Annotated in this window: 13 protein-coding genes; 8 read left to right on the forward strand and 5 right to left on the reverse strand. The window is 68.8% G+C overall.

Translation table 11 applies throughout. The annotated features are described in order from the left end of the window. Positions 1-13: 13 nt before the first annotated feature. A complete protein-coding gene (locus WS96_RS29195; RefSeq protein ID WP_059837284.1) occupies positions 14-934 on the reverse strand; it encodes a LysR substrate-binding domain-containing protein in 921 nt (306 codons plus the stop codon). Positions 935-1,047: 113 nt separating this feature from the next. Here WS96_RS29195 and WS96_RS29200 point away from each other — a divergent pair, with 113 nt between their 5' ends. After that, on the forward strand, positions 1,048-1,686 hold the full coding sequence (locus WS96_RS29200) for a glutathione S-transferase family protein (RefSeq protein WP_034208541.1): 639 nt from the start codon (positions 1,048-1,050) through the stop codon (positions 1,684-1,686). Positions 1,687-1,760: 74 nt separating this feature from the next. Here WS96_RS29200 and WS96_RS29205 read toward each other — a convergent pair whose 3' ends face one another. Next, positions 1,761-3,101 carry an MFS transporter gene (locus WS96_RS29205; protein WP_059837285.1) on the reverse strand — a complete coding sequence of 447 codons (1,341 nt, stop codon included), beginning with the start codon at positions 3,099-3,101 and terminating at the stop codon, positions 1,761-1,763. A 106-nt stretch (positions 3,102-3,207) separates the two neighbouring features. Between WS96_RS29205 and WS96_RS29210 the strand changes: the two genes are divergently transcribed. From WS96_RS29210 to WS96_RS29220, 3 genes are all read left to right on the forward strand, one after another. Then, the gene (locus tag WS96_RS29210) at positions 3,208-4,260 is read left to right on the forward strand and encodes a LysR substrate-binding domain-containing protein (RefSeq protein ID WP_059837287.1); all 1,053 of its coding nucleotides are present in this window, start codon (positions 3,208-3,210) and stop codon (positions 4,258-4,260) included. Positions 4,261-4,355: 95 nt separating this feature from the next. Further along, positions 4,356-4,583 (forward strand): hypothetical protein, encoded by a 228-nt coding sequence (locus WS96_RS29215; protein ID WP_059837347.1) that lies wholly within the window; start codon positions 4,356-4,358, stop codon positions 4,581-4,583. Beyond that, a complete protein-coding gene (locus WS96_RS29220; protein ID WP_059837289.1) occupies positions 4,583-4,963 on the forward strand; it encodes a type II toxin-antitoxin system VapC family toxin in 381 nt (126 codons plus the stop codon). Before WS96_RS29215 ends, WS96_RS29220 begins: the two co-directional genes overlap by 1 nt. Before the next feature lie 57 nt (positions 4,964-5,020). On the opposite strand, the gene dapA is transcribed toward WS96_RS29220, so the two are convergent. After that, a complete protein-coding gene (dapA, locus tag WS96_RS29225; RefSeq protein ID WP_059837291.1) occupies positions 5,021-5,914 on the reverse strand; it encodes a 4-hydroxy-tetrahydrodipicolinate synthase in 894 nt (297 codons plus the stop codon). Positions 5,915-6,365: 451 nt separating this feature from the next. Here dapA and WS96_RS29230 point away from each other — a divergent pair, with 451 nt between their 5' ends. Next, positions 6,366-7,385: a sulfate ABC transporter substrate-binding protein gene (locus tag WS96_RS29230; RefSeq protein WP_059837293.1), complete on the forward strand. Its 1,020-nt coding sequence runs from the start codon at positions 6,366-6,368 to the stop codon at positions 7,383-7,385. A gap of 166 nt (positions 7,386-7,551) precedes the next feature. Beyond that, positions 7,552-8,520 (forward strand): ion channel, encoded by a 969-nt coding sequence (locus tag WS96_RS29235; protein WP_059837295.1) that lies wholly within the window; start codon positions 7,552-7,554, stop codon positions 8,518-8,520. 32 nt (positions 8,521-8,552) lie between these two features. On the opposite strand, the gene WS96_RS29240 is transcribed toward WS96_RS29235, so the two are convergent. After that, positions 8,553-9,167, reverse strand: coding sequence for a glutathione S-transferase family protein (locus WS96_RS29240; protein WP_034208533.1), 615 nt, complete (start codon positions 9,165-9,167; stop codon positions 8,553-8,555). Positions 9,168-9,529: 362 nt separating this feature from the next. Between WS96_RS29240 and WS96_RS29245 the strand changes: the two genes are divergently transcribed. Together WS96_RS29245 and WS96_RS29250 are read left to right on the forward strand one after the other, a co-directional pair. After that, positions 9,530-10,087: a DapH/DapD/GlmU-related protein gene (locus WS96_RS29245; RefSeq protein ID WP_059821967.1), complete on the forward strand. Its 558-nt coding sequence runs from the start codon at positions 9,530-9,532 to the stop codon at positions 10,085-10,087. A gap of 2,517 nt (positions 10,088-12,604) precedes the next feature. After that, positions 12,605-16,177 (forward strand): indolepyruvate ferredoxin oxidoreductase family protein, encoded by a 3,573-nt coding sequence (locus tag WS96_RS29250; protein ID WP_059837297.1) that lies wholly within the window; start codon positions 12,605-12,607, stop codon positions 16,175-16,177. Between the two features lie 92 nt (positions 16,178-16,269). On the opposite strand, the gene WS96_RS29255 is transcribed toward WS96_RS29250, so the two are convergent. Continuing rightward, a complete protein-coding gene (locus WS96_RS29255) occupies positions 16,270-17,937 on the reverse strand; it encodes a Na+/H+ antiporter (RefSeq protein WP_059837299.1) in 1,668 nt (555 codons plus the stop codon). Positions 17,938-18,185: the final 248 nt, after the last annotated feature.

The following is an 18,185-nucleotide window of genomic DNA, read 5'->3' on the forward strand; positions in this document are numbered from 1 at the left end:
CCGGCAGGCGGCGTCAGCGTCGCGGCGTCCTGCGCCGCACTTCGCTGCGCAGCCAGTCGAGCCACGTGCGGATCGCCGCTTCGCGAGGATGGCCGGGGCGCCACACGACGTAGTGCGCGTACACGTCGGTGATGCGCACCGTCGACACGCGCACGAGCGTGCCGGCCGCGAGTTCCGGTTCGATCAACGAGCGGCGCGCGAGTGCGACGCCGCGCCCCTTCAGCACCGCATCGATCAGCGCGTTCGCATCGGCGAAGCGCGGCGCGCGCGCGGATTCGGTGAGGTCGAGCCGCGCGGCCTGGAACCACGGCTCCCACGGCTGCGCGGGATGGCGCAGCAGCGTCGCGCGCACGAGGTCGGCCGGCGTGCGCGGCACGATGCCGTCGCGATTGCGGTAGGCGGGGCTCGCGACCGGAAAGACCGTCTCGTTCATCAGCTTCTCGGCGACGACGCCGGGCCACGCGCCGGGCCCGTAGCGCAGCGCGACGTCGATGCGGTCGCGCTTGCGTAGCGGCGCGAGCGCCACGTCCGGATGCAGCGAGATCGAGATGTGCGGATGCGCGGCCGCGAAGCGCGGCAGGCGCGGCGCGAGCCAGCGCTCGGCGACGCTCGGCAGCACGCTCACGTTCAACGTCACGTCGCAGGTGCGCGGGCGGCGGCGCACCGCGAGCGTCGGCTCGAACGCGCGTTCGAGCACGCTCAGGCCCTGGCGCACCTGCAGCGCGAGCGCATGCGCGGCGTGCGTCGGCGTCGCGCCGTTGCGTTCGCGCGTGAAAAGCGGATAGCCGAGCTGCGCCTCGAGCGCGCGGATGTGCTGGCTGACCGCGCCCTGCGTGAGCGCGAGCGCGTCGGCCGCGCGCGTGAAGCTCTGCAGCCGCACGGCGGTCTCGAACGCGCGCAGCGTCTGCAGCGGAGGAAGGTGGATGCGTCGCATGCGGGTATTAGTAACACTAATGTCCGAGCACGACAATTCATCGTTTGCCGCGCATCGGCACGCGTTCCTACACTCGGCTCCGTCTTCCACAGCCCCGTCGGGGTCACACCGCCATGAACGCCTATCGTCTCTATCTTTCGCCGGGCGCCTGCTCGCTCGCCGCCCACATCGCGCTGGAGGAAACCGGCGCGCCGTTCGACATCGAGATCGTCTCGGTGAAGGAGCGGCAGAACCTCGAAGCGCGCTACCTCGCGATCAACGCGAAGGCGCGCGTGCCGGTGCTCGCGATTCCGGGCGAACCGCGCGTGCTGACCGAAACGCCGGCGATCCTCACGTATCTCGCGCGCCGCTACCCGGATGCGCAATTGCTGCCGCTCGGCGATCCGCTGCGCGAGGCGCGCTGCCACGAATGGCTCGCCTGGCTGGTCGGCTGGGTGCATGGCGTCGGCTACGGCGCGCTGTGGCGGCCGGGCCGCTTCATCGACGATCCGGCGCTGCACGGCGCGATCAGCGCGCAGGGACGCAGCACGATCGAGGCCGCGAACGCGTCGATCGAAGCCTTGCTGGCCGACGGCCGCACGTGGGCCGAACCGGGCGCGCATTCGATCGTCGATCCGTTCCTGCTGGTGCTGTATCGCTGGGGCGTCGCGATCGGGCTCGACATGACCCGACATCCCGCATGGACTGCCCATGCGCAGCGCGAAGCCGAACGGCCGGCCGCGCGGCGTGCGCTGGCGCGCGAGGCGGTCTGACGGGGGGCGCGGGCGCCGGTATCTTCGCCGCGCCGCCCGCGCGGAATGGGGGGAACGGGGGGAACGGGCGGCGGCTATCTCACCGCGAACAGCGGATAGGTCGCGCCCGCGATCAACGCCGCCGCGAGCCACACCACGCTCCACGAACTCGCGGCGAGCAGCGGCGGAATCGCGAGCGGCGTCGCGAACAGCCCGAGATAGACGATCGTGTTCGCCATCCCGAGCGCGGTGCCCGCGTGGTTCGCGCCCGCGAGCGTCGCCAGCTCCGTGTACGCGACGCCGTGCCAGGCCGACACGCAGATGCCGGCGAACACGAGAATCGCGACGATCGCGGCGAGCGGCACATGCGGGCTGCCGGCCGTCACCGCCGCGAGCAGCGCGAACGACCCGGCCGCGACGAGCACGGAGCCGCGCAGGTACGCGCGCCGGTTGCCGTGCCGGTCGGTATGGCGGCCGCTCCAGACGCGCATCGTCATCGCGCCGAGCTGCAGCGCGACCATCGCCGCGCTGATGCCGGCGAGGCCGAGCCGGCCGAAATCGTGCAGGAACACCGTCGCGAACGTGAGCACCGCGAATTGCGGCGCGCACAGCAGGCCGATGCCGAGCACGATGCGCCAGATGGCCCCGCGCGCAAGCGGGCTGCGCGCGGGGCGCGCGGATGGATGCGCAGGCGATTGCGCGGCGGACTGCGACGGCGCCGACTGTCCGTGGGCTGCCTGCGTGAGGAGCGACTGCGTCGGGGCCGCCTGCGTCAGGGCCGCCTGCGCGACACGGGGCACGTCGGGCGGCTCGTGCAACCAGCGCCACGTGAGCGCGGCCGAACCCGCGCACAGCAGCATCAGCGCGCCATAGACCGCAGCGAATCCCGCGTGCGATGCAAGCGACGGCAGCAGCGCCGCGCCGAGGCCGCCACCGAGCGGCACGGCCGTCTGGCGGATGCTCATCGCGAGCCCGCGTTCACGCTCGCCGAACCAGCGCATTACCGCGCGCCCGCTCGAACCGTTCACGCTGCCGCCGAGCAGGCCGACGCAGGCCATCGCCGCGACGACGCGCATCAGCGGCGGCGCCGCGTGCGCGGTCGGGACGATCGTGCCCACCATCAGCGCGAGCATCGCGGCCGTCGCGACGAGCCCGGTCAGCAGCACGCGGCGATCGCCGAAGCGGTCGGCGGCGATTCCCCACGGCAGCTCGGACAGCGCGACGCCGAAGCCGAGCGCGCCGAGCACGAGGCCGAGTGCGCCGTTGTCCAGATGGTACGCGGCGCGCATCCACACGGCCGTGGTCGGAATGCCGGCCGCGGCGGCCGAAAAGCTCATGTTGGCGGCGACGCCGGCGGCCAGCACGCGCCAGCGATGGGCCGGCCCGCGCACGTCGCGGGCAGGCGAAGAGGGGGAAGCGATGCACGAGGTATCCATGGCGGCAGGCCCGGTTCGAGGTTGACGGATACAGTCTGGCCGCCTACATTCATCCTGAAAATCGGAAAGTTTTGGATGAATCGTTCGATGAAACAGGATGATTGAGATGCCCGAACAAGACATTCCGCGCGACGGCGGCGAGCCGCTCGCGATGGCCGATGCCGCGCTGGCGCGGCCCAACTTCGACGTCGCGGCGCTGCGCAGCCTCGTCGCGGGCGTGGATCTCGGCAGTTTCGCGAAGGCGGCGGATCGTGTCGCGCGCTCGTCGTCGGCGGTGAGCGCGCAGATCCGCAAGCTCGAGGAGCAGGCCGGCACGCCGCTGTTCGTGAAAGCGGGGCGCGGGCTCGCGCTGACCGATGCCGGCGACGCGATGCTGCGCTACGCGCGGCGGATGATCGAGCTGAACGACGAGGCGGCCGCGGCCGTGCGCGGCGTGAAGCTCGACGGCTGGGTACGCGTCGGGCTGCAGGAGGATTTCGGCGAGGCGATCCTGCCGGACGTGCTCGGGCGGTTCGCGCGTGCGCATCCGAAGGTGAAGATCGAGGCGCGCGTGGCGCGCAACGCCGATCTGCTCGACCGGCTCGATGCGAACCAGCTCGATCTGGCGCTCGTGTGGGGCGATCCGGCGTCGGCGGCGCTCGTGTCGCGGGCGGGGATCGACGGCGAAGCGATCGCGCAGGTGCCGATGCAATGGATCGGCGCGGCGGCGGGCGGTGGTTTCGGTGTGCCGGATGGCGGCGGGGACGCGGGTGGGGAAGGCGGCGTCGACGAAGCCGGCGGCCGTGCCGTGCGGGCGACGGACGAGCCGTTGCCGCTCGTCGTGTTCGACCGGCCGTGCCGGTTCTTCGGCGCGGCGACCGATGCGCTCGATCGTGCCGGCGTGCCGTGGCGCGTCGCGTTCACGACGCCGAGCCTGGCCGGGCTATGGGCGGCCGCGGCGGCGGGGCTCGGGCTGACCGTGCGCTCGCATTACGGGCTGCCGGCGTCGGTGCGCGTGCTCGATGCCGCGTCGTGCGGGCTGCCGGCGCTGCCGAGCCTGCCGCTGATCCTGTTGCGGCGCACGTCGTCGGCGACCCCGACGGTCGATCGGCTTGCACGGATCGTGACGCAGGCGGTGCGGGGGGCGACGGAGGAGGGCGGCGTGGCGCTCGCGGCGTGACGAGCCGCCGAGATCCGGCAGGCATCCCCCATTCGGCTGAATGGATCGTTCGGGCCGACTTGACTACAGTGGTGGCATCCAAAGCGGAGGTCATCATGCAACGCGCAAATATTCCCGGCACCACGGCCAGTCCATTGCAACAAGTCGACGATCCGATTTCCGGCGAGGAAACCGCGATCTCGAATCCGCCAGCATCCGGGGATCGGTCCGTATCCGTCAAACGGCCCATTCGGTTCGGGCTCCTGCAAGGTCAGGTTCGGATTGCGGACGACTTCGACGCACCGCTGCCCGACGACGTGCTGGCTGCTTTCGAAGGGCGCTGATGCGGTTGCTGCTCGATACGCATATCTTCTTTTGGGGCGTGACCGATGACCCGAAGCTCAGCGCCCGAGCACGCAGGCTGATCGCGGATGCCGACGAGCGGTTCGTCAGCAGCGCGAGTATCTGGGAAGCCGCGATCAAGGCCGGCTTGGGGAAGCTCGATGTCGACGTGGATCGGCTAGTTCGCGTGCTTCGGGCGAGCGGGTTCCGCGAACTGCCGGTCCAGGCCGTACACGGGGCAGCCGTACGCAACTTGCCGGGCCATCATCGCGACCCGTTCGATCGGCTGCTCGTTGCGCAGGCCCAGCATGAACCCCTGCAGCTCGTCACTGCCGATGGGCATCTCGCTCGGTACGGCATGTCTGTGGTTCTGACAGTCTGAAACAATCTGGCGGGCTGGAAGCCGGCGGTCGCCGGCCCCCGATGCACGACGGGCCGCTCATACAGTCGCAGCGTGCGGTTCGATTTCCTCGAGCGCCGTACGGAGCCTGCCCAACCTCTCCCGCAACTCGTCGCTCGCCGGCACGAACGGCAGCCGCAACCCGTCCTCGCACCACCCTTGCGCGGCGAGCACGGCCTTCACCGGCGCCGGGTTCGGTTCCGCGAACAGCGCCGCGACGAGCGGCTGCAGCGCGACCGACAGGCGCCGCGCGTCGGCGAGCCGCCCGTCGCGCAGCCACGCATGAATCCGCACATGCCATTCGGGCAGCACGTGCGCGCTGCTCGCGATCGCGCCGTGCGCGCCCGCGCACATCGCCGCGAAGTTCTGGTTGTCGTCGCCGGAGAGGATCGCGAGCGGCGTGTCGTGCACGAGCCGGCTCATCCGGTCGAGCGTGCCGCCGCATTCCTTGATGCCCGCGATGCGCGGATCGCGTGCGAGCGCCTGCAGCGTGTCCAGTTCGACGTTTACGCCGGTGCGGTACGGGATGTTGTAGACGAGCACGGGCAGGTCGGCCGCGTCGACGATCGCCTCCACATGGCGGCGGATGCCGTCCTGCGTCGGCCGCACGTAGACGGGCGGCGTGACGAGCAGCCCGTCGGGGCGCAGCGCCGCGAGCTCCCGCGCGCGGGCGGCCGCGAAATGCGTCGCGCTCGCGGTCAGCCCGACGACGATCGGCAGCGCGGGCGCCGCGTCGCGCAGCGTCGCGAACACCGCGTCCTGTTCGCGCGCGTCGAGCAGCACGCCTTCGCCGGTCGTCGCGCCCGCGACGAAGCCTGCGATGCCGGCAGCCGCATAACGGCGTGCGAGCCGCGCGAGCGCCGCGTGATCGACCTCGCCGTGGTGGAACGGCGTGATGATCGGCAGCCAGATACCTTCGAAACGTGTGTTCATGCAAAGCCTCATGGTGGAAACGGAGTGGGAAGGAACCGTTCCGCCGGCGGGGGGCCGGAGCGAGGCATGCGTGCAAGGAGAATGAAACGACCTGCGGGCATCCCGTCCGGCATTCGCCTGACGGGACGCGACGTCCCCGTCAGTCGAGGAGTCGTTTTTTCAGTTTCAGCCCGGCCGCGCGCGCACCTGCCGCGACGGCGGCGAGGATCGAGGGCGAGCGCAGGGTAGCGGACATGGATGAACCGTGAATGGGCTGAGCGGCGATCTTAACACCGGGTCGGCGGGGCGCGCGAGCCCCGGCCGTTGTTTAGCAGGATTCGAGATTTGCTTTTCACGACTGATTGGAAGGCGCGCTGCGCCCGGCCGCTAGAATGCCCGCTTACGTTTCGATGACGGCGCGTACGCGTGCGGTCACGCACATTCACCACCACTGGAAACGGGGCATATCACGATGGCAAGCATCAAGGGGATCGGCCGCTGGCTGCACACGGGCGCGGCGGCGGCGCTGGTCGTGGCGGCGACGGCCGCGCATGCGGACACGTCGATCCTGAACGTGTCGTACGACGTGACGCGCGAGCTGTACAAGGACATCAACGCGAGCTTTGCCGCCGCCTACAAGCAGAAGACCGGCGAGACGGTCACGATCAAGCAGTCGCACGGCGCGTCGAGCGCGCAGGCGCTGTCGGTGCTGCAGGGGCTGCAGGCCGACGTCGTGACGATGAACCAGCCGAACGACATCGACCTGCTCGCCGAGCGCGGCCAGTTGCTGCCGAAGGACTGGCGCGCGCGCTTCCCGGACAACAGTTCGCCGTACTCGACGACGATGGTGTTCCTCGTGCGCAAGGGCAACCCGAAGGCGATCAAGGACTGGAGCGATCTCGCGAAGCCGGGCGTCCAGGTGATCATCGCGAACCCGAAGACGTCGGGCAACGGCCGCTATGCGTATCTCGCCGCCTGGGGCTTCCAGAAGCAGAAGGGCGCGACCGACCAGCAGGCGCTCGACTTCGAGAAGGCGATCTTCCGCAACGTGCCGGTGCTCGATTCGGGCGGTCGCGGCGCGACGACGACGTTCACGCAGCGCGGCATCGGCGACGTGCTCGTCACGTTCGAGAACGAGGTCGCGCTGATGGACACGGGCGCGTCGGGCGCGCAGTTCGACGCCGTGTATCCGTCGGCGAGCATCCTCGCGGAGCCGCCCGTCGCCGTCGTCGACAAGGTGGTCGACAAGAAAGGCACGCGCAAGGTCGCGCAGGCGTATCTCGACTACCTGTACACGCCGCAAGCGCAGGAGATCATCGCGCAGCACCATCTGCGCCCGCGCGACGCGGCCGTGCTGAAGAAACATGCGGCCGAGTTCAAGCCGCTGAAGACATTCAGCGTCGAGCAGGTCTTCGGCAGCTGGGCGAACGCGCAGAAGACCCATTTCGCCGACGGCGGCACGTTCGACCAGGTGATCGTCGATCGGAAGTGATCGCGGCGGGCGCCGCGCGCGAGCCCGCATGACGACGCAGCCGGCCGCTCGTGCGGCCGGTTTTTTTTCGCGGCTGCGCGGCGGGTTTCCGTTCCGAACCGCTCCGCATTCCCGGCCGCTGCCGCGCGTGCTACGCTCATCGCCTCCCTGCAACCGGCGCCGCGCGATGAACGTCGATTCGTCCTCCCCAGCCTCCCGCGGCCGTGGCCGCAAGATCTGGTCGGGCACCCGCCCGGTGATCGCGTACGGGATGCCGCCGCTCGGCTGGCGCGATTTCTATCACCGCGCGCTGACGGTGAGCTGGCCCGTGTTCTTCCTGTCGCTCGCGGTGCTGTTCCTGCTGCTCAACGGCGGTTTCGCGACGCTCTACCTGCTCGGCCATGCGCCGATCGCGAACCAGTCGCCGGCCGGCTTCGGCGGCGCGTTCTTCTTCAGCGTCGAGACGCTCGCGACCGTCGGCTACGGCGACATGCATCCGCAGACGGTTTATGCGCACCTCGTCGCGACGTTCGAGATCTTCGTCGGGATGTCGGGCATCGCGCTGGCCACGGGGCTCGTGTTCGCGCGTTTTTCGCGGCCGCAGGCGAAGATCCTGTTCGCGCGCTACGCGATCGTGCGGCCGCTGAACGGCCGGATGACGCTGATGGTGCGCGCCGCGAATGCCCGCCAGAACGTGATTGCCGAGGCGCAGGCGAAGCTGCGGTTGATGCGCGTCGAAGGCACGCACGAGGGCTATTCGCTGCGCAAGATTCACGACCTGCCGCTCGTGCGCAACGAGCATCCGATCTTCCTGCTCGGCTGGAACCTGATGCACGTGATCGACGAGTCGAGCGCGCTGTTCGGCGAGACGCCCGAATCGCTCGCCGCGCGCGACGCGCAATTGCTGATCACGATCGAGGGCTCGGACGAGACCACCGCGCAGGTCATGCAGGCGCGTCATGCATGGGCGCATGGCGAGATCCGCTGGCGCCACCGCTATGTCGACCTGATGCACGACGAGGACGGCATCACGCACATCGATTACACGCATTTTCACGACGTCGTGCCGATCGACGTCGACACGGACGCGCGCGGTTCGCCGGGCGTGACGATCGACGCGGGCGCGTCGCCGCCGGGGCCGGCCGCGCAGGCGTGATCGACGGCGGCGGGGCGCCGCGCCGGTGCGCGTCACGCGTGCAGCAGACGCGCCGCTTCGCGCCGTTCGATCGCGACCGCGCGGCGGAACGCGTCGCGGTCCTCGGCGCGCGCGACGTAGTCGCCGAGCACGCCTTCGTGCGGCAGCAGATGCGCGTCGAACGCGATCTTCAGCGTGCTCGCAAGCAGCAGGTCGGCCGCGGTGAAGCGCTCGCCGACGAGCCAGCGACTGTGGGCGAGCGCTTGCGCGAGGGCACGCTGCACGCGCGCGATGTTGCCCCAGCCGAACGCGACCGGATTGCCCGACGCGCCGGTGAATTTCTCGGCCATCGCCGGTTCGAGGCAGGTCGGCGTGAAGAACATCCACTGGAGGAAGCGGCCGCGCAGCGGATCGTCGGGGGCGATGCCGAGGCCGGCAGCGGGGCAGCGATCGGCGAGATAGAGCAGCACGGCGCCCGATTCGGCGAACGGGGCGCCGCCGTCGTCGAGCGCGGGCAGCTTGGCCATCGGGTTGACCTGCACGAACGCATCGCTGCCCTGTTCGTGCGAGCGCAGATCGACCGGCACGAGTTCGTACACCACACCGATTTCCTCGAGCATCCACAGTGCCCGGAATGCCCGGGTCTTCGGCCAGTAGTAGAGCTTCATCGCGCCTCCGCGTTTGGGTGCAGGTGTCGATCCGGTGGAGGCTCAAGCGTACCCGAGCGCGGGAGGTTGGGACAGGGGCGCTCGGCTAGAGGCGCTCGGCGAGCGCGTTCGAGTCGGCTGCATGGGGTGAAGCCGGCGGAAGACGCGATGAAACTCTTATGTGACGGAGGTTCAGTAAATAACTAGTTATGCAAAAACTAGTTATTTACTGAACCTCTAGAAAATCCCGGCGAAAAAGCGGCATCACTACAATGTGCCGGGCCCAATCCGCAGCCTCCGCGCACGCGGCAACGCAATCGGCCGTTCGCCCGCGATCGCCGACGCATCGCGCAAACCCCGCACCTAATGGAGACCCGTCACGCATGGCAAACGACGATCGCACCACGATCATTCCGCGCAGGACACCCGAATCGGCGGCCATGGTGGCCGAGATCAAACGGGCGATGGCGATCACCGCGCGGCTCAACCGCCTGACGTTCGACGATGCGGCGGACGTGCGCGCATTGTTCGGCGAACTGATCGGCACGCAGGTGGACGACGGTTTCGTGCTGATCCCGCCGTTCCATGCGACGGGCGGCGCCGGCATGAAGCTCGGGCGCAACGTGTTCGTCAACCAGAACTGCACGTTCTACGACCTGGGCGGACTCGAGATCGGCGACGACGTGATGATCGGCCCGAACGTCAGCCTCATCACGTCCGGTCATCCGGTCGAACCGTCGCGGCGACGCGACGGCGTGGTCGCGAAGCCGATCGTGATCGGGCGGAACGTGTGGATCGGCGCGGGGGCGACGATCATCGGCGGCGTGACGATCGGCGAGAACGCGGTCGTCGCGGCCGCGGCCGTCGTCACCCGGGACGTGCCGCCGAATACGCTGGTCGGCGGCAATCCGGCGAAGGTCATCCGGTCGATCGCGGAATAACGTCGCCCGGGCGTGCCGGCGCGACGAAGCCGCGTCGACGGGATGTGGACAACACGCCGCCAAAGCACTCGAAACGCTGTGCAATTGAACGGTGAGTGTGCCGTCGAGGCCGTCCGGACAAGCCTCTTCGGCTTTTCCGGGATTTCGTGCGCCAAGGCGTCCGTCGATCGGCAGATGAAGATCCGGTCGCGCCTCCGGTTGTGGATATCCGCGCGTCGAAACGACTCGGCGCCCTGTGGTTTTCACCGGTGAGGATGACCGGATGCTGCGCAAGACATGAAGCGGGGTGTGGACAACTCGCGTCCGGACGAAGCGAAATGCTGTGAAATTCAATGGTGAGTGCCGCGACCGATCCGGCTGCGCGCCCGCCCCGACGCGGGTTTCGAGCCAGTGTCGCCGTGCGGGGCGACGCGCATTCTAGCCGATGGCGCGCGTATGCGCCCCCGGGCATGCGGGCCGGGCGATGTCGATATCCGGCTCCGGCCCCCAATCGAACGGCTGTGCATTCTAACGGTGAGCGCCGGTGCGTGGTTCGCAACGCGCGGATTTCGACGCGCTTGGCCGCTTGCTCCAGCGGCTCTGCGCGCTGTGCAATTCAATGGTGAGCATGAGCCCGCGATCGGCGTGTCGCCTTTCAGGATGCGGCCGTTCGACCGCCGACGCCACGCGAAGCGATGTTCCTGTCAGGCCGAGGAGCCAGATTGCGAGCAACGGCTACGCGCATTGCCGTGTGGACATCCGTCCACCGAAACGACTCTGGGCACTGTGTATCTCGACGGTGAGCATCGGTGCCTGATCGCGTGATGAGCCGCTTCCAGTATGGACGGTCGTCGGCGTCCTTCGAGACGCGCGGTGGTTATCGATCGGAGAACGCTCGTCCATGTGGATATCCGGCCCGCTCCATCACTCGAAGCGCTGTGGTTTTCAACGGTGAGGATGCCCGGATGGCCGGGAGGCAACGCGGATCCGCACGTGGACAACCGCCACCGCAGCCAGTCGAGTCCCTGTGTATATCAACGGTGAGAGTGCCCGGATGGCCAGGAGGCAACGCAAATCCGCACGTGGACAATTGCCACCGCAGCCAGTTGAGTCCCTGTGTATATCAACGGTGAGAGTGAGTCGGCAATCGCATGGCCTGCGTGTTCAGGCGAGGGCATCCGGCCCGGTCGATCACTCGAAGCGCTGTGGTTTTCAACGGTGAGGGTGCGCGGATGGCCGGGAGGCAACGCAGATCCGCACGTGGACAAACCGCTACCGCAGCCAGTTGAAGCCCTGTGTATATCAACGGTGAGAATAAGTCGGCAATCGCATGGCCAGCGTCTTCAAGCGAGGGCATCCGGCCCGGTCGATCACTCGAAGCGCTGTGGTTTTCAACGGTGAGAGTGCCCGGATGGCCGGGAGGCAACGCAAATCCGCACGTGGACAACTGCCACCGCAGCCAGTTGAAACCCTGTGTATATCAACGGTGAGAGTGGGTCGGCAATCGCATGGCCTGCGTGTTCAGGCGAGGACATCCGGCCGGTCGATCACTCGAAGCGCTGTGGTTTTCAACGGTGAGAGTGCCCGGATGGCCGGGAGGCAACGCAAATCCGCACGTGGACAACTGCCACCGCAGCCAGTTGAAACCCTGTGTATATCAACGGTGAGAGTGGGTCGGCAATCGCATGGCCTGCGTGTTCAGGCGAGGACATCCGGCCGGTCGATCACTCGAAGCGCTGTGGTTTTCAACGGTGAGGGGGTGCCCGGATGGCCAGGAGGCAACGTAGATCCGGATGTGGACAACTGCCCTGCAGCCAGTTGAAACCCTGTGTATTTCAAAGGTGAGTGCGAGCCGGCAATCGCGCGGCATGCGGGTTCCGGCGAGGCTATCCGCCCTCCAAACCCATGCTCGACGCTGTGTATTCGAGCGGTGAGCGCAAGCAGAGGACCGACGAAACCCCGCGATTTCCGATGTGGATATCCATCGCCGCGACCCACTCGCCAAGCTGTGAATTTCGACGGTGAGCGCCGCTGCCGAGCGTCCCGCGTGTCGATTCCGGATGTGGACATCCCGGCCCCGACGCCACTCGAAATGCTGTGCAATCGAACGGTGAGCACGCGAGCCCGATCGGCCGAAGGGGGCGGCGTTGTGGACATCCGTCGTTTCCGGCCACTCGGAACGCTGTGCATTTCATTGGTGAGGGTGACGGCCGATGCCGCCGAAACCCTTGTCGGTCGGGGTTCGCGCGCCGATCGCCGGTCGGGCGGCGACCCTTGCGACCTGCGCAGGCTTTTCCGCCCGAGCGTCGACCACCGCCGACGCATCACCCACCGCGCTCCTGCCGCCCGCGCGAAAACTCTCTCAAATGTCGGCCAAAAGCTGCGCAGTTTTTCTCGCCGTGCGCCGGTCCGAGCAAGATGAGGAAAAACATTCTCGGCGGCGCGCGAAAAAATAGAGCCATTCGCTGCCGGCACCGGCGCGTCATCCGACGCCCCGCCGCGCACGGCCCAGAACAGCACAATCCGGAGACTCCCCCCATGACCGCCCGCCTGCCCGTCGACGGCACGCCTGCCCTGTCCGACTACCGCCTGACCGACAACCTGACCGCGACGCGCGGCCGGATCTTCCTGACCGGCACGCAGGCGCTGATCCGCCTGCTGCTGATGCAGCGCGCGGCCGACGTCGAGCAGGGGCTGAACACGGCCGGCTTCGTCAGCGGCTACCGCGGCTCGCCGCTCGGCATGGTCGACCAGCAGCTGTGGAAGGCGAAGAAACTGCTCGACGCGAGCGGCGTGCGCTTCCTGCCCGCGATCAACGAGGAACTCGGCGGCACGGCCGTGCTCGGCACGCAGCGGGTCGAGGCCGACCCCGAGCGCACGGTCGAGGGCGTGTATGCGATGTGGTACGGCAAGGGCCCGGGCGTCGATCGCGCGGGCGACGCGCTGAAGCACGGCAACGCGTACGGTTCGTCGCCGCACGGCGGCGTGCTGGTCGTCGCGGGCGACGACCATGGCTGCGTGTCGTCGTCGATGCCGCACCAGAGCGACTTCGCGATGATGGCGTGGCACATGCCGGTCGTGAACCCGTCGAACATCGCCGACATGCTCGAATTCGGCCTGTACGGCTGGGCGCTGTCGCGCTACTCGGGTGCGTGGGTCGGCTTCAAGGCGATCTCGGAAACGGTCGAGTCGGGCTCGACCGTCGACCTCGATGCATTGCAGACGCGCTGGCCGGCGCCGGCAGGGTTCACGCCGCCCGCGGGCGGCCTGCACAACCGCTGGCCCGACCTGCCGAGCCTCACGATCGAGGCGCGCCTCGCGGCGAAGCTCGACGCGGTCCGCCATTTCGCGCGCGCCAACAGCATCGACAAGTGGATCGCGCCGAGCGCGCACGCGAACGTCGGGATCGTCACCTGCGGCAAGGCGCACCTCGACCTGATGGAAGCGCTGCGCCGCCTCGACCTGACGGTCGCCGATCTCGACGCGGCCGGCGTGCGGATCTACAAGGTCGGCCTGTCGTATCCGCTCGAAATGACGCGGCTCGAGACCTTCGTCGACGGGCTTGCCGAAGTGCTGGTGATCGAGGAGAAAGGCCCGGTCATCGAGCAGCAGATCAAGGATTACCTGTACAACCGCACCGAAGGCGCGCGCCCGCGCGTGCTCGGCAAGCATGACGTGGCCGGCGCGTGCCTGCTGTCCGAGCTCGGCGAGCTGCGTCCGTCGCGCATCCTGCCGGTGTTCGCCGACTGGCTCGCACGGCACAAGCCGGCGCTCGATCGCCGCGAGCGCGTCGTCGATCTCGTCGCGCCGCAGATCCTGTCGAACGAGGCCGATGCGGTGAAGCGCACGCCGTACTTCTGCTCGGGCTGCCCGCACAACACGTCGACGAAGGTGCCGGAAGGCTCGATCGCGCAGGCCGGCATCGGCTGCCACTTCATGGCGTCGTGGATGGAACGCGACACGACCGGGCTGATCCAGATGGGCGGCGAGGGCGTCGACTGGGCCGCGCACGCGATGTTCACGAACACGAAGCACGTGTTCCAGAACCTCGGCGACGGCACCTACTTCCACTCGGGCATCCTCGCGATCCGCCAGGCGGTCGCCGCGAAAGCGAACATCACGTACAAGATCCTCTACAACGACGCGGTCGCGATGACGGGCGGCCAGCCGGTCGACGGCAGCATCTCGGTGCCGCAGATCGCGCGGCAGGTCGAGGCGGAAGGCGTGTCGCGCTTCGTCGTGGTGTCCGACGAGCCGCAGAAGTACGACGGCCATCACGGGCAGTTCCCGGCCGGCACGACGTTCCATCACCGCAGCGAACTCGACGCGGTGCAGCGCGAATTGCGCGAGACGCCGGGCGTCACCGTGCTGATCTACGACCAGACCTGCGCGGCCGAGAAGCGCCGCCGCCGCAAGAAAGGCGAATTCCCCGACCCGGACAAGCGCCTGTTCATCAACGACGCGGTGTGCGAAGGCTGCGGCGATTGCGGCGTGCAGTCGAACTGCCTGTCGGTCGAGCCGCTCGAAACGCCGCTCGGCCGCAAGCGCCGCATCGACCAGTCGTCGTGCAACAAGGACTATTCGTGCGTGAACGGCTTCTGCCCGAGCTTCGTGACGGTCGAAGGCGCGGCGCTGAAGAAGGCGGCCGGCGCCGCATTCGACGAAGCGGCGCTCGCCGCGCGCGTCGACGCGTTGCCGGTGCCGGCGACGCATCTCGACGCGGCGCCGTTCGACATGCTGGTGACGGGCGTCGGCGGCACCGGCGTCGTGACGGTCGGCGCGCTGATCAGCATGGCCGCGCACCTCGAAGGCAAGAGCGCATCGGTGCTCGACTTCATGGGCTTCGCGCAGAAGGGCGGCTCGGTGCTGTCGTTCGTGCGGATCGCGTCCAGCGACCGCTGGCTGAACCAGGTGCGCATCGACACGCAGCAAGCCGACGTGCTGCTCGCGTGCGACATGGTCGTGGGCGCGAGCGCCGAAGCGCTGCAGACGGTGCGCCACGCGCGTTCGCGAATCGTCGTCAACACGCACCGGATCCCGAATGCGTCGTTCGTGCAGAACCCCGACGCGAACCTGCACGCGGATGCGCTGCTCGAGAAGATGCGCCACGCGGCCGGCGACGGCTACCTGTCGAGCTGCGACGCGCAGGCGCTCGCCGCGAAGTTCTTGGGCGATTCGATCGGCGCGAACATCCTGATGCTCGGCTACGCGTGGCAGCTCGGCCTCGTACCGGTGTCGCTCGCCGCGATGATGCGCGCGATCGAGCTGAACAACGTCGCGGTGCCGATGAACAAGCTCGCGTTCTCGATCGGCCGGATGGCGGCCGGCGACGCGGCGGGCCTCGATGCGTTGTGGAACGCGCGGCATGCGGTGGCCGCCCACGCCGCGCCGGAGACGCTCGCCGAGCTGATCGCCGATCGCGAAGCGCGCCTCGACGCATACGGCGGCGCGCGCTACGTCGAGCGCTACCGTGCGCTGGTGAACGCGGCGCGCGCGAAGGGCGACGACGCGCTCACGCGCGCGGTCGCGACGACGTTCTACCGGCTGCTCGCGGTGAAGGACGAATACGAAGTCGCGCGGCTGTACACCGACGACGCGTTCCGCTCGGCGCTCGAAGCGCAGTTCGAAGGCGTGCCGGGCCACGCGTACCGCGTGAAGTTCAACCTGGCGCCGCCGACGGTCGCGAAGGCCGGCAGCGACGGCGGCACGCCGAAGAAGCGCATGTTCGGCCAGTGGATGTGGCCGGTGCTCGGCATGCTGGCGCGCGTGCGCAGCCTGCGCGGCACGTGGCTCGATCCGTTCGGCCGCACGGTCGAGCGCAAGATGGAGCGCGCGCTGGTCGACGACTATGAGACCACGCTCGCGCGTGCGTTCGCCGCGATGACGCCCGGCAATGCGGCGCAGGTGGTGCAACTGGCCGACCTGCACGCGCGCGTGCGCGGCTTCGGCCACGTGAAGGTGCGTAACCTCGCCGGCGTGAAGCGCGCGGAACGCGAGCTCGCGTTGCAGCTCGGCATCGACGCGGCGACGAGCGCGGCCGTGCAGCACGCGCTCGACGAGATGAAGGGCGCGGGGATGCTGAAGGGGATTCCGGTCGTCGTCGCGAAGTAACGCGATCGCGAGCGGAGGCGAAAACGGCGACGCCGATGCGTCGCCGTTTTTTCATGCCCGCGGGCGGCGGTGCGCAGGCCGCGGCCGGTCGCTCAAAGAATGCCTTTCTTGCGCGTCGACAGCGCGGTTTCGGACAGGTCGATCTCGCGAAGCAGCTTCGTCAGCGTCTCGTCGGAAATCTTGCTGTCGCTGCGCAGCCGATACAGCGCCGAGCGTTCCGCGCGCACGGCCGCGATCCGCATCTGCAGCTCCATCGTTTCGGCCTGCTGCGCTTGCGCACGCGGCGTGGGGCCGTCTTCGGCCAGCGCGGCCAGCCGGCGGCGGTACTGGTCCATCACGCGTGCGGAGATGTCCGCGCAGCGTGCCGCGCCCGATTCGTCGAGATCGGCCGAGATCGCGTCGTGCGACGAATCGACCGCGCGGATCGCGGCCTGCGCGGCGGCCGAGCGTGCGAGGCGCTCCTCGTCGCCGAGCGGGTTGCGCGTGGAGCGCACGCCGCGCAGCAGCAGCGGCAGACCGATCACCGCGACGATCAGCGAGCCCAGGATCACGGCCGACGCGATGAAGACCGCGGTGTCGCGGCCCGGCAGCGGCGCGCCGTCGGACAGCGCGACCGGAATCGACAGCACGCCGGCGAGCGTGACCGCGCCGCGCACGCCGCCGACCGTCATCACCGCGATCGTGCGCACGCCGGCCATCGTGCCGGCGAGGCCGTGGCGCGCGGCGCGGCGGCTCGCGAACCAGCGCAGCAGCCACACCCACAGGAAGCGGATCGCATACAGCGCGAGCATCATCGCGCACACGTTGAAGATCATGCGGCCGACCAGCGCGTCGCTCGTATGGTGCGCGTCGACGAGCGCGCGGCCGATGATGTGCGGCAACTGCAGCCCGAGCATGATGAACACCATGCCGTTGAACACGAACTCGATCATCGCCCACGTGCTTTCGGCGCGCACGCGCGACGCGACGGTGCTTTTGCGCGAGAAGCTCGTGTAATTCATCATCATCCCGGCCGACACGGCCGCGAGCACGCCCGACAGGTCGAGGTGCTCGGCGAACAGGTAGGCCGCGAACGGCACCAGCAGCGTCATCACGATGCCGGGGGCCGGGTCGCCTTCCTGCTCGGCATTCAGGAAGCGCGTCGACAGCGCGCTGAACACCCACGACACGATCGCGCCCGTCGCGAGCCCGCCGGCCGCGACGATCACGAACGTGACCGACGCGGCGCGCAGCGAGAACACGCCGGTCAGCGCGGCCGCGATCGCGAACTTCAGCGCGACGAGGCCCGACGCGTCGTTCATCAGCGCCTCGCCTTCGAGGATGTGCATCAGTTGCGGCGGAATGCGCCCCTTGCCTGCGATGCCGGACAGCGCGACCGCGTCGGTCGGCGACAGCACCGCCGCGAGCGCGAACGCGATCGGCAGCGGCAACTCGGGAATCAGCCAATGCGCGAAGTAGCCGACTGCGAGTACCGTCATGAACACGAGCCCGAACGCGAGCATCAGGATCGCGCGGCGCTGCAGGTAAAGCTCGCGTTTGGGAATTCGCCAGCCGTCCGCGAACAGCAGCGGCGGAATGAACAGCAGCATGAAGATTTCGGGGTCGAATGTGACGTGCAGGTTCAGCTTCGGCCACGCGAGCATCGCGCCGAACGCGATCTGCATCAGCGGCAGCGGCAGTTGCAACGGCAGGAGGCGCGTGACGGCGCCGGACAGCGCGACGGTCAGCAGCAGAATGAGGACTGTGAAGACGATTTCCATCGATACGGCGGATAGGCAGAATGAAACGGTCGTACGGAGTGTAGCGTGCCGACGTGACGGATGCGCTCGAGCGGCCGGTGCGTGCGCACGGAAATGGTGCGCCGGCGGTGCGCCACGGTGGTGCGGCGGCCCGGCGCGGCCGTGCGGCGCATGGGGTCCGCGCACCTTGCACGGAGCTTGCTTGAAGGTGGACAAGCCGCCCGGCCCGAGCCGGGCAACCGAGGGTCCAACCATGACATTGCGCGCGC

Origin of the sequence: Burkholderia sp. MSMB1835 (genome assembly GCF_001526365.1) — a bacterium.
Classification (GTDB): Bacteria; Pseudomonadota; Gammaproteobacteria; order Burkholderiales; family Burkholderiaceae; genus Burkholderia.